7 protein-coding genes are annotated in these 13814 nt (G+C 39.9%); all 7 read left to right on the top strand.

The features are described 5' to 3' along the window. The first annotated feature begins 54 nt into the window (after positions 1 to 54). The 7 genes from AC27JP_RS03710 (at position 55) to AC27JP_RS03680 (ending at position 13659) form a co-directional block, all read left to right on the top strand. Positions 55 to 840, top strand: coding sequence for a DUF1194 domain-containing protein (locus tag AC27JP_RS03710; protein ID WP_487112180.1), 786 nt, complete (start codon positions 55 to 57; stop codon positions 838 to 840). Further along, complete coding sequence (locus tag AC27JP_RS03705; protein WP_487112178.1) at positions 837 to 1274, top strand: hypothetical protein; 438 nt, start codon at positions 837 to 839, stop codon at positions 1272 to 1274. Before AC27JP_RS03710 ends, AC27JP_RS03705 begins: the two co-directional genes overlap by 4 nt. A gap of 159 nt (positions 1275 to 1433) precedes the next feature. Further along, positions 1434 to 2327 (top strand): mechanosensitive ion channel family protein, encoded by an 894-nt coding sequence (locus AC27JP_RS03700; protein ID WP_487112176.1) that lies wholly within the window; start codon positions 1434 to 1436, stop codon positions 2325 to 2327. Positions 2328 to 2346: 19 nt separating this feature from the next. After that, the gene (locus tag AC27JP_RS03695; RefSeq protein WP_487112174.1) at positions 2347 to 3051 is read left to right on the top strand and encodes a pseudouridine synthase; all 705 of its coding nucleotides are present in this window, start codon (positions 2347 to 2349) and stop codon (positions 3049 to 3051) included. Between the two features lie 423 nt (positions 3052 to 3474). Further along, positions 3475 to 5538, top strand: coding sequence for a winged helix-turn-helix domain-containing protein (locus AC27JP_RS03690; protein ID WP_487112172.1), 2064 nt, complete (start codon positions 3475 to 3477; stop codon positions 5536 to 5538). 650 nt (positions 5539 to 6188) lie between these two features. Further along, positions 6189 to 10013 (top strand): S8 family serine peptidase, encoded by a 3825-nt coding sequence (locus AC27JP_RS03685; RefSeq protein ID WP_487112170.1) that lies wholly within the window; start codon positions 6189 to 6191, stop codon positions 10011 to 10013. A 61-nt stretch (positions 10014 to 10074) separates the two neighbouring features. Further along, positions 10075 to 13659 carry a S8 family serine peptidase gene (locus AC27JP_RS03680; protein WP_487112168.1) on the top strand — a complete coding sequence of 1195 codons (3585 nt, stop codon included), beginning with the start codon at positions 10075 to 10077 and terminating at the stop codon, positions 13657 to 13659. Positions 13660 to 13814: the final 155 nt, after the last annotated feature.

Genomic DNA, 13814 nt, shown 5'->3' with positions numbered 1-13814 from the left:
GTTTTCGCTGAGAAATTTAAAGAATAAATATTTGTTAACTGTGAGGAGAAATGTATGCGAATAAATTCTTTGAAGGTAGCCATTGCCGCTATCTTGTTGTCGACGAGTAGCGCTGCATACAGTGTCACTCAAGTTGATATTGAATTGCAGCTGTTGCTTGATATTTCTGGCAGTATTAATACCTCTGAATATGACTTACAACTTCAAGGTTACCAAGCCGCTTTTGAAAGTAATAATGTCCAAAATGCCATTATCAACGGCACGGAAGGGCAAATAGCCGTGCAACTCATTATGTGGTCTGGGCCCAATCAACAAAGTGTCATGATTGACTGGACCCTAGTTGATAGTGCCAGTAGCGCAGATACTTTAGCGGCGAGTATTGGTGCTATTGCTCGTCCTTTTTCTGGCTGGACTGCAATAGGGGAAGCTGTTGAGTACGCTTATCCGTTGTTTGAAAATAATGGTTTCGAAGGTTTTGAGCAAATTATCGATATCTCTGGTGATGGCACTAATAATTCTGGTGTAGCGCCAGGTGTAGCGACTAGCAATGCCATTGCTGACGGCGTGGATACCATCAACGGCATTGTTATCACCACCAACCAGAATGTTGTTGATCAATACTTAGATGAAGTGATCGCCGGTGAAAGTCCATTTTTGTTAGCTCCGGGAAATTTTGATGATTTTCAAACCGCAATTGAAAATAAGATTGCTGCTGAAATAGAAGGCTCAAGACCTAGTGGCGCGGTGGCTGTCCCTGAGCCAGGAACATTAGGGCTATTTGCTATACCAGCATTATTTATGTGTTTTAGAAAGCGTGCTATTGAGGAGAAAATATCATGAGATTATTTAATTTAATTACCCTGTGTTTCGTTTTACTTTCCAGTGCGGCTGATGCAGCGACAAATAAACATTTTGTCTTTGATTTTGGCGTTATTCGTCATAATGATGTTGGTGAACCAATTGCTTTTGAAAAAACTACCCAGATCCCAATTGTTAATGGTGTTGAAACAACATTGTATGGCTTAGTCGTCACCAGCGACGGTGATGAGCAGTTTAATTTAAACTCAGTGCATATTGTGCCGATACACAATGAGCGCGGTAATTTGAAAAAAGTGATGGGTAAAGCGATGGTGATTCAAAAGCGCGGCGCAATTTTTATGCGCACTGACTTTGATGACTTGCCGGGTGATTATCAAATGGAAATTTATATTGATAACGAATTACGCCATACCATAGATTATAAATTGGCAGATATATCTTTAGCTAAACGCTAGTGACTTTTTCCTCACTGAGCCGGACAGGGATGTCCAACTCTTTTAATAAACTCATCATTTTTAAGTTTTTGCTTAAATAGCATTAAAAAATTGTTAATTTCATCGTTAATTCCTTAATATCACTATCAAGACAACTAACACTTGAAATGGAATTAATTTATGGCTGAATCTAGCAGTGAAAATACCACCGAGCAAGTCGCAAAAACCTTAGACCCGGCTAATTTATTAAAAGATGAACTTGACCAAGTCAGTCATTTTTATAATGTCATCGTTGAATTTTTTACCAACTACAGTTTTCAACTGGTTGGTGCTTTTATTATTTTTATTATCGGTTATATGTTTGCCGGAAAAATAGCTAAGTTAGTTTTACGTTTATGTGAACGACATAAATTAGATGTAACTTTAAGCCGGTTTTTAGCTAACACCAGTAAAATGCTTATTGTAGTGATGATCACTATTATCGCACTTGGCAAGTTAGGTATAAGTGTTACGCCATTTATTGCTGCTATTGGTGCCATTTCATTAGGTGCAGGTTTAGCACTACAAGGCTTATTAGCAAACTACGCCGCCGGCTTTAATATCATCATAATTCGTCCTTTTGTGGTTGGTGATACTATTACCGTGCAAGGCGTAACAGGGTTAGTAAAAGAAGTATTACTTGCGTACACCATATTGTCGGATGAAGACAATGTCGAAATTACTATCCCGAATAAACACATTGTCGGTGAAGTACTGCATAATTCTAAGCATGACTCATTGTTAGAGCTAAGCGTTGGCATTGACTACAATGAAAATCCACTGGAAGTTGTTGCTATGCTTGAAGACGTTATTGGCAAGCTGGATATTGTTAGTGAAGCGCGTAAGCCACAAATAGGTATTGATGCCTTTGCTGACAGTGCCATTAACATTGCCGTGCGTTTATGGACACCAACGTCGCACCTATACAGCGCGAAATACAAAGCCTATAAAGAAATATATTTAGCGCTTGAGCGTGAAAATATTAAAATACCATTCCCACAACGCGATGTTCATCTTATTAAAGAAGCAGGTTAAGCCATAGTTCTATCGCATTATGGCGCTTAATACAGCACGCCTAGATCGTTTTCTAGCTCAACATTGTCAGATAAGTCGCCGTAATGTGCGGCTTATGCTGGCGCAGCATCGTGTTGTAGTAGACGGCAACATTGCTCTTCGCATCGATGAAATTATTGATAGCTTTAGTCATATCGCTATCGATGGCCAAGTCGTACAAGAAAACTCTGCTCATTATGTTATGTTGCACAAGCCAGTTGGTGTGGTGTGTGCAACGAAAGACGCCATACATAAAACCGTTGTCGATTTGCTGGAACTCCCCTACAAAGAGCAATTGCATATCGTTGGCCGCTTGGATTTAAATAGTTCAGGATTGGTACTGTTAACTAATGATAGTCGTTGGTCTGAGCGACTCACGCAACCAGAGCGTAAAGTCAGTAAGCGATATTTAGTCACCCTTAAAAACAAGCTAACTCTTGATTACATTGACGCTTTTGCTAGCGGCATGTATTTTTCATATGAAGATATAATCACTAAACCTGCCAAGTTAACTATTCTTTCGGATTTTCAAGCTGAAGTTGAATTGACCGAAGGGCGTTATCACCAAATTAAGCGTATGTTTGGCCGATTTCGTAATCCTGTCATTGCTTTACATCGAAGTGCTATTGGCTGTTTATTGTTAGACCCGCAACTGTCAATTGGTGACAGCCGTGTGTTAACAGCTGAAGAAGTGGCGAGTATTTGACGCTCAGCTCACTGTTTTTCTTAAAATGCTTATGTGTATAATTAGAGTGTAAATAGCCTTGTTTATTTGAACTTTGTACAAGAAATCAGAGGCAAATTGGTGTGATGTTAATGTTATGTTATCAAGTTATTACGTTTTGCTAATATAAACTAGCCTAATGATATGTAAGTAAAAAATAGTTTAATTTTTATTTTTATGCTCAGTGCCCAATCAACAATGGCCTATATTACTGTTTATCGTATATTAATATTTCTTGGTCGACTTTACCTTGATTTAAATGGTGATAATGCGTATTGTTTTCACTAAATTGAAACATCTTCAGCTTAATTTTTATAGATTCAATATTCGAGACTATTTCCTATATTTGTCTTCATTAGTACAGAAGATAGCGAAAAATTAATTTACGATTAACTATAAGTGTTTATGAATAATAGCCATTATCAAATTGGTCAATGTGTTTTAGATTGTCAAACTCAAAGTTTGAGCCGTAATGGTGAAGTTTATAAATTATCAGCCAAAGTGTTTGAGTTATTAAAGTTGTTCTTAAATAGCGCTGAGTATGTTGTTAGTCGTGAAGAAGCGATAGAGCAAATATGGTTGGGTAATGAGGGCGTTGGGCAACGAGGTTTTACCAATGCGATTTGGACGCTGCGCAAAGCCTTTAAAGAGTTAGGCGAAGATAATGATAATCATGATGTTTTTATTACTTTGCCTAAGGTTGGTTATCAACTTAATTTAGCGATTACCCCAATATCTAACTCGGCTAAAGGCAAGAAATTAACAACTGTCTATATCGCGGCGGCACTGATAATTTTTACTATAGTTATCGCTATTGTTTTTACTATAAACTTCTCGTCACCAGAAGTTTCAATTCAACCTCCTACTTCGGTCGAACATGAACATAAAAATATAACCACCTATGAAGGAATTGAAGAGCATCCGGCTGTTTCACATAATGGTCAATATGTTGCCTTTCAATGGCATAGAAGTTCTAATAATAGCGGTTTATATATTCAAGATTTGAGAGCTGAAGAGACGCCATTGCATCAAATTTCGTCGGGGAGGCACCTTGAAGCTTCGCCTGCATGGTCAGAAAGCGATGAGTCACTCGCTTATATTCGCATAACAAAAAGTGGCAGCTGCCAAGTTCGAGTAAGGCATTTAGTGACCAATAGTGACATTTTGATCGATGAAGGCTGTTACTACATACCTTATCGCCGAGTTCTTGATTGGTCTGATGAGAATGAGCTTATTTATTCTAAGAAGCTTGCATCCGGTGCGGCATTATTTCGTTATAATTTTGTCAGTAAAGATATTGAGCAATATACCTTTCCTGATGGTGATGAAATAGATTTTGCTCCTAGATATAACCCTAAGACCGCCGCAATAACGTTTATTAGAGAAAAAAGTTCACAAAAATTTGATGTGCTATTTCAAGAAAATGGCCTGCCGATTAAAAGTATACTTCAGAACAAAGTGACGATAATTGATATTGATTGGGATGTAACACACGATGATATCTATGTTAACTATGCTGAAAATAGTAAATTTTTCATTAAGAAAATCTCATTAATAGACCAGCAAGAAACAATGGTCAGTAACCGTGGTTTACCAAGCAACATTTCCTTAAATATTGATAGTGGACAGTTGCTATATGCCAATCATATTTCTAAAGAGTATATAGCACAAGTGGCCCTAGCAGATGGTAAAATTAAGCGCAGAATATCTTCATCGTCTAGAGATATGTATGGAAGATTATCTGTGCAAGACAATAAGATATTATTCTTGTCAAACCGCAGTGGCAATTGGTCGCTGTGGTCAAACAACGGCATAAGAAGCACCAATTTAACAAAAGGTTTAGGTAATGCAACCGTACCGGCATTAGCACCAGACGGGAAACAATTTGCCGTGAGCCTGCGTTCTGACCAGAGCAAAAAATCGCAATTGTATATTGGCGAATTAGGCATGAGTAATTTGCAGGTTGTTGATACAAAAGGACTTGAGCCTGACAATCTGAGTTGGTCTCGAGATAGCAAAGTTGTATACTTTTATGTTGGTCACAAAAAAGCCTCTGGCATGTATCAAATTGAATTAGCTACCGGCGCCATCAAGCAATTATCAAATACCGGTGAACATTATTTAATTGAAGGAGAAGATCACCAGCTATATGTTTCCCGTTTGAATGTTAATGGTATCTGGCGATTGGATCCCGAGAAAAAAGCAGTGGTGCTAGTAAGTGATAAACTTGCTGCCGCAGATTATGGTGCTTTCTACTGGCAACAAGGGGGCATATATTATTTAAATAGAACAGAGAGTGAAGATGAAATTGTTCATTTATCGTTAGATGGACAAGAAGAGGTGATTCTATCATTTGCTGCAAACTCTATTCGAAAATTTTTCGGCATTTCGCCAGGACCCGAGCAAACTACATTAGTGACACTTAAACTGAGTAATGAATCTGACATTTATAAAGTTAATATTTTCTAAGTCAATATTGCTAAGTTGAATCATCAATAACTATCAAATTATTTATTCAAATCTATTATTTTTAATTAACTGACCTGAGCTCGGGATAAGCAAAATGCGTCAGCCGCGCTATTAAAGCCTATTTCTATGTTGTTCAAGTTGCCAATAACTCGTTATTGGGCGCACTTAAACGCCTTGAACTAGACGTAAATATCACTACTGTCGATTAAGTGTTGATAATATTTTGAAGTAGTTATGTTTTTCATTCTCATTATCCCGAGTTCAGGCTAACTATTTTCCTCAATATCCGTTATTTACATTGAATAAACATGCATTTTCTCGTCGTTTTCTTTCAGCTTTCATTATTTTTTGTGTCTTTTCCTTATCTTTTTAACATTTGGAATAGTCATTTTTATTTATTTTGGCTTGTCTCAAGCTGTTGAATAAAAAGAGATTAGATGTTTTTTTGATGTTGATTGATAAGGTTTTGATATTAATTTGAACAATATTAGAGTTTTCAGGCATTGCGCACTTTCACTGACTAAATTAGTAATGGTGCAACGTTATTTAACTAGCTCTTTACAGAATAACTAAGTCAAGGATTTAAGCACCGGAGAGTGTTGTAAAGAGTAATAAATAATCATATATAAAAATTATAGGATACCTTTGTCATGAGATTCAAAAAAAATGCTATTGCCATCTGCGTTGGTAGTGCACTAATTCTAGGGAATGCCGTTGCACAAACACAAACCGACAGTCGTTCAGTATTTGGGCAACAAGAACAAACAACAGCTCAATATGTTATTTATTTAAAAGATGACGCGGCGTTAAAAAATCACGTTAAGGGTAAGCATAACTACGGTGTAGAGAAAGAAAAAATTACCGTTAAGCAAAATGCACTGTTTGCACAAATTCAAGCATTAGATCCAATGGCAAAAATAGTCACGCGTTCGAGTATGCTGGCCAATTTTATGACGATATCAATGTCACCGGAATATGCTGAAAAATTAGTTCAACTTGATGGTGTGCAAAGTGTAAGAAAAATCACAACTAGTAAAAGTATTACGGTACCAACCGCTTCAGTATCATCAACAATGATAAATAGCGATGAAGCAAGTACTGTAGAAATGATGACGCCATATACTGACAGTGAAACTGCAGGTGAAGGTATTGACGTTGCGATTATTTCAACGGGCATAGATTATACTTTAGCGATATTTGGAGGTAGTGGTGAATATGGGGAAGATAATGACCCAGAAACACCACCTGCTGCTGGTAGTTATTTAGACGCCTTAGAAAATGGCGCACTAAGTCCATCAACACCTGAAATACCAGATGACCCAGAGACAGAAGAAGATGAGTATGTTGCCGCTGTTGAAGGTTATGACGGTTTCCCTACGGAAGTTGTTGTCGGCGGTCGAGACTTTGCCAGTGAAAACTGGGGCGAAGATGGCAACCCGATTGATCAAAACTATAATGGTACGCACTACAGCGGTGTGGAATATAAGACAGGAGAGGGAACTGAGATTGCCAGTATTGTTCATCAGTTGGCTCCAGGCGCTAGGCTACATGCCTATAAAGTAAGCAATATAATGCCTTACAGCTGGGATGAAACCCAATATGACATCACTTTACCTGAGCACACTCAGGTTATTGCAGCATTAGAACATGCTTTAGATCCAAATCAAGATGGCGATACCAGTGACCATCTTGATATTGCATTACTAGACTCTGCTGGTGCGGCAGGTTTTTTTGATGGCACGGCCATTGGTGGCTCTGGTGCTATGCTCGGTATTAAATATATGCTCGATGCAGCTGCGGCGCAAGGATTAACCATTGTCACTCATGCTGGCACGGCTGGTGCGCATGGTTTACAAGGTGGTGAAGTTGAAAATAGAAATAGACACTGGATTTCTACTGAAGGTAGTGTTACCTCAGCACTAACCATAGGTTCAGTCATTAACTCTGATGATGGTGAATCGATTTATGCTGCTCCTTGGTCTCCAATGGGCCCTGTGCGTGGTAGTAAAGCATTGAAACCAGAAATTGTTAGTTTTGCTGACAATCAAACTGTGGCAAGAATTAGTTCCCCAGTTGCAGATGACAGCGTGTTAGGACTTCGTACGGATGCTCTTTCAGCTGCTGCTCGTATTGCGGCGGCAGCGGCAGTTATAAAAAGTGCTAACCCAGCGCTAGGCCCTGTAGAAATAAAAGCTTTATTGGCAAATACCGCATCTCATGAAGGTATATTAGATAAAGCTGCCGGTGCTGAGGCCGAGTTGATCTTAGTTGGTCATGGTGTTGAAAATGTTGACGCGGCGATCAATTCTCCAGTGGTTATTTGGGATAAATCAAGTTATCAGCCGTATGTGCAATTTGGTGCCCATGAGGTCGCTGCCGAAAAGAGTGTAATTAAAAATATTACTATTCGTAACCTGTCGGATTCAGCGCAGACATACCAAATAAGCTTTAATATGACCGGGGAAAAATCAAGCTATGAAGCATTAACGATTAATATGCCTGAAAGCGTTAGTGTACCAGCTAATCAGTCAGTTGATATTGCTGTTGAAATAACGATTGATGGCACAAAATTACCGGAATGGCCATTGCAATCGGCTGAAGACTTTACCGATGAAAACTTAAAAGCAACAGAATTAAACGGTTATTTAACCTTTACTGCGGATGAGAAACCTGAAATTAATCTTGGTTGGATGCTTAAAGCGCGCAATGAAACCACGATAGAAAAGCAAGTTTTTAGTGAAAGCTATCCGATCATTGGGTCTTGGCCTGAACCCAATACCGACCTAGATTGGGCAAGAGCGCAATATGAAGACAACGAGTGGGGCGGTACTCAGTATGCTGCAAAAACATCGACTTTTATTAATGAATCATTAACGCCAACGACTTTTGAAGCTTACCCATTAATTATCAATAAACGTTATGTCGAAGTCGAAAATGCTAACAGTGGTGGCCACTTAATTCGTGGTGCTGGCGGTGGTGTTTATGATGATGCTCGCTGTGAAATTAGCGGTAAAAAGATGACGGTTGCGGTTAGCTTAGTTAATCCTGCTGATGTTTCCTTATCTAATTACATGGACAAAATTGGTGCGCCAATATTCTTTTATGAGTTACTTCGTGAAGCTGATGTGATCGCAAATGGCTGGAATGAAAGTTTTACCGAAACGGGCTATTGGGATGACAGTGAAAGGTTTGCTCAGCCATTTGTGCAAATAAATAATGATGGTCAACCTGCAACTTTTTACGTCGATTATTCAATAGCGTATGACTACACTAACCCTGAAGGACGTTATAAGGAGTCTATATTACCAACGCGCTTCTCAAGCAATGGCACTAATATTGTTTCTGAGGTGTGTTTAGAAGAGCTTTATCATCATGATATAGATTCGGTAGAAGATTTTGACCAAAATTTCGGTCTTATTGTTGAAACAGATCGCGACGTAAGTTCGGAGTCAGGTGAAGGTTTGCCGCAATTTAACCCAATGAAAGGCGGCTTCTACAGCTCTGGTATGCAATGTTTTGATAGCATGTTTGGGCCAGTATGTGCTGATGTAACATTAGACTATTCTGCCAAAGTTGGTTTTGCCACGATTGATGATGAAAACCCTGAGGTAAGTGCTGATTATAGCCATATTTATACTGCTCAATCGAATGAGGAGGTCAGGATTGCCGCAGCAAAGTTTGACAACGGAATTGAAGGTCAGATTCCTGAATTTATGGTGATCAGTACTTCCGATAATTTTTATGAAACCGGTGATGTTTCAACGTTAGATGATGATGATAAAACAATTGCTGATGTTAAGGCTGACCAATCGTTTTCAGTTGACGAAGGTGCAGAAGAAGGCACTATTATTGGCACATTGAAGCTAGATACTGCAGGCTTTTTTGCCGATACGGACAGACATGGCATTGAACATACTTTAGATATTGTTGACCCACTTCCTGGAACTCCGTTTGCTATTAATCAAGAAACCCATGAATTATATGTTATAAATTCTGCTGCTCTTGATTATGAACAAAATAGTCAACTTCAGTTTAAAGTGAATGCTAGTTACGGTAACGATACGGGAACTCCACAAGTTGTGACTGTTAACTTGAATAATGTCAATGACCAAGCGCCAGAAGTCATGCCTGATGCGCTAGCTGCTATCCCAGCAACCAATGTTGTGTTAGAAGAAGATAGCATGGACTTTAGCATTGATTTTGCTGGGGTCTTTGTTGAAACCGAAGGAGAAGCTTTAACTTACAGCGTAACTGGTTCAGGTTTCTCTGCCTTATCTGTTACTGGCACAACCATACAAGGTAGTGTAACAGCAGCCGGTAATTATCAAGTTACAGTAACAGCTTCTGATGGTATTAATGAGGTTAGTGCTGATATTCCGGTAACCGTAACGGAAGCAGAAAAAGACTCTTCAAGTGGCAGTATCGGGATGTTTGCATTTTTAACCAGCTTATTAATGTTCCGTCGTCGTAAGTAATCACTTACCCAAGTAAGGAAGCTCGCTTCGGGCTTCCTTCTTCATATTTGTAGGATTTACCATGAATTTTAAAGTTTCTTATCTTGCTGCACTTATTGGTGGTGCATTGAGTGTTAATGCTTTTGCAGCTTCAGATGATGCAGCAAATGTTCACCAAATTATTCCAGGTAAGGAAAAAGTTAAATTAGCTCATGCTAATAAAGTTAGAAATGACTCTATGTATTATGTTGTTTTAAAAGATAAAAGCTTATCTGACTATAAAGGCGAGTTATTAAATTATGCTGCGACGAGTATTAAAACCGTTAATGCCAAGTCAAGTAATAAAACCGCAAAAGGTCTGTTGAATGTGAATTCAGCAGCGAGTAAAAGCTATTCGGCTTATTTACAGCAAAAGCAAGATAGCTTTATTAGCTCAGCGAGCAAAATATTAAAACGTCAGGTTAAAGCAAAGCACAGCTATAAAATTGTGTTAAATGCCATGGCAGTTGAATTAACATCAAGTGAAGCAAGTGTGCTGGCCAAACAAGCTGATGTTGAGCGTGTTGAAAAAATTGGCTTGCACTATATTAGTAGTGATACTGGGCCTGAGTTTATTGGCGCTAAAAGTGTTTGGTCTGGCGTTGGTGAGCATATCGGTACACAAGGTGAAGGCGTGGTAATGGGGATTTTTGATACCGGTATCAATGCCACTCACCCGTCATTTGCCGACATAGGCGGTGATGGTTACGATCATAGTAACCCGTTTGGCGAAGGCAATTACTTAGGTGATTGCTTAGTTCTTGATAAATTTTGTAATGATAAGTTAATCGGTATTATCAGTTATCCTGAATTATTAGCATTGCGTGAAGATATTGTTGATGACCAATATGACGATATTGCTGAGAAAGTGACCATAGGGTATGACTTTCAAGGTCATGGTACGCACGTTGCCTCAACAGCTGCGGGTAATATCGTTAAAGATGTTAGTTACTATCTATCGGTGACGGATGATGAAGGTACCATCACGGGCGAAAGTGATTTTGTTTTTGAACAAATTAGTGGCGTTGCGCCACACGCCAATATTGTTGCCTATCAAGTTTGTGGTGACACAGGTAGTTGTTACCCAGAACTCACCGTGAGAGCGATAGAGCATGCGATAGAAAATGGCATTCAGGTGATTAACTATTCGGTTGGTGGTTCTGCAGTAGACCCATGGGAATCAACGGATGCATCAGCATTTCTAAATGCTCGAAATGCCGGGTTACATGTTGCTGTTGCCGCGGGTAATAGTGGCCCAGATGCCTCTACTTTGGGCGCACCAGGAAACTCACCTTGGGTAACTACAGTGGCAGCTTATAGCCATAACCGTAGCTTTTCAGATGTTAGTTTAGATAGCTTTAGCGGCGGTGAGTCACAGCCAACAAATGCTATTGTTGGTAAAGGGGCAACTCAAGCATTTACTGGCAAAGTTGTTCGAGCGGAAGATTATGGTGATGCACAATGTTTAACACCATTTGCTGAAAATACTTTTGCCGGTGAAATTGTCGTTTGTGAAAGGGGCTCTATCGCACGAGTTCGTAAAGGCTTAAATGTTAAAGAAGGTGGTGCCGGCGGTCTTATTTTAATGAACGTCAGTGCTGATGCTAATAGCCTTCATGCGGATAGTCACTTATTGCCTGCAATCAATATTGATATGGAATCTGGTGAGAGTTTAACCGCGTGGTTAGCCTCGGGCGCAGATCATACCGCCACTATTTCAGCATCAGAGTTAGTAAAAGATGATAGTTTGGGAGATATCGCCGGTTGGTTTACGTCGCGTGGTCCTAATGCTCCTTATTTAAACATTTTTTCTCCAGATATTGCTGCGCCAGGTGTTAGCGTTTACGCTGCCTTTGCTGAAGATAAGCCGTTTTCTGTCGAAGAGGATGGCGTGCCATATAGCACCTTGGACGGTACGTCGATGGCTAGTCCACATGTTGCTGGTGCACTTGCGCTTGTGCATGCAACACACCCAGATTGGACACCGGCAGAGGTGCAGGCGGCAATTATGTCGACCGCATCACAACTAACCTATAAAGATGATGACGGTGACGGTATTACCGAACGTTCTAACTTCTTTGATCAAGGTGCCGGTAGTATTCGCGTTAATAAAGCTATTAATGCTGGCTTATTGCTTGATATCTCTAATCAGGCTTATGCTGATGCTTCACCGTCAGAAGGGGGCGATCCTGCAACACTTAACACGACATCTGTTGTGCAACAAAACTGTACCGCAAGCTGTAGTTGGACTCGTACCGTTGAAGCGGTGAAAGATAGTAGCTGGACAGCAAGCTTTGAATACTTAAATGCCGGTTTCGCCATGGAAGTAAGCCCAGCAAGTTTCAGTTTAAAAGCCGGAGAAACACAGGAGTTAACCATTACGGCAACCGCCAATATTGAACTAGTCGATGAATGGGTTCACGGCTACATCAACTTAGAAAATGCTGATGAAAGTATGAGTGATACCCACTTACAAGCGACCATAGCGTTTACTGCTGGTGATGTTATTGACGAAGTCACTGCTGAAATCAATAATGTTAACGATACCATTACGATTACAGATATTGTGACTTCTGGTAGTACAGATTTACAAGCAAAAGGTTTTGGCTTTTACAAAGCGAGCGTTTTTTCCGGTACTGCTATAGGTAGTGCGGAAGGGTTAGAGCAAGACTCGCCAGGTCTATACCAAGATAACTTGTACACTCAGCTACTAACGGTCAAACCGTACACTAAGCGTGTTATTGTTGAGGTAACAGAAACAACATCTCCTGATGTTGATTTGTATGTTGGCATTGACACTGACGGTGATGGTTTGCCAAGTCTCAGTGAAGTTTATAACAGTTTAGTTTGTCTAAGTGGCAACTTTGATTCCGAAGAGCGCTGTGTTATTGAAACGCCTACCGCCGGTAATTATTGGATTTTTGCCCACAATTATACTGGCACTGAAGTTGGCCAGCCAGATGACGTGACCTTAGAAATAGCGCAAATAGCTTATACTGAAGCAGCGTCGTTTGATATTGATGCGCCAACCGAGGTTGCCCAAGGAGAAGCGTTTGATGTTGAGATGAGCATTAATGGTTACCTAGATGGCAGTGAACTCTCCGCGCTAGCGGAAGGAGAAAGCTATTACGGTTTACTAGAACTAGGTTCGTCAACAATCTTTAAACGCAATATTGGTGCAACATTAATGCGTATCACGGGCACAGCCAATGAAATCATTAATACCGCGCCGTCAGTTAATGAAGAAATCGCTGATCTTGAACTGCAATTGAGTTCAACAGGGTCAGTTGCCATTTCTGTTGATTTAACTAATATTTTTGCCGATGCAGAAGAAGACAGCTTAACTTATACTGTCAGTGGTGTTGATGGACTAACGATTACTGATATGACCTTGTCTGGCACAATTACTGCGGCTGGCGAGTATACCGTTACGGTAACGGCAAATGACGGTGCTTTAACAACCAGTACATCTTTTGCTATTAGTGTTGAGGCGGCTCCTACACCGACTCCAACACCGACGCCAACCCCAACCCCAACGACATCATCCGGTGGTGGTAGCATGGGTGGTGTGTTGTTTGCACTATTAGCTACACTGGCTTGGTGTCGTCGGTTAGCCATTAGTAAATAACTTTCTCTTGTTAAAATGTCAAAGCCCGCATAATGCGGGCTTTTTATTTATGCTGAAAATAGCCAGCAAAGAAAATAGGACATTAGCTAAAGTATGAGCAATCACGTATGATTTATCGGTAACTTACCCTTATATACATACATTTAAAGAGGATG

It is taken from the genome of Colwellia sp. SU-HH01172 (assembly GCF_057553355.1).
Note: the sequence above shows the minus strand (reverse complement) of the source record. Positions and strands in the feature narration are given on the sequence as shown.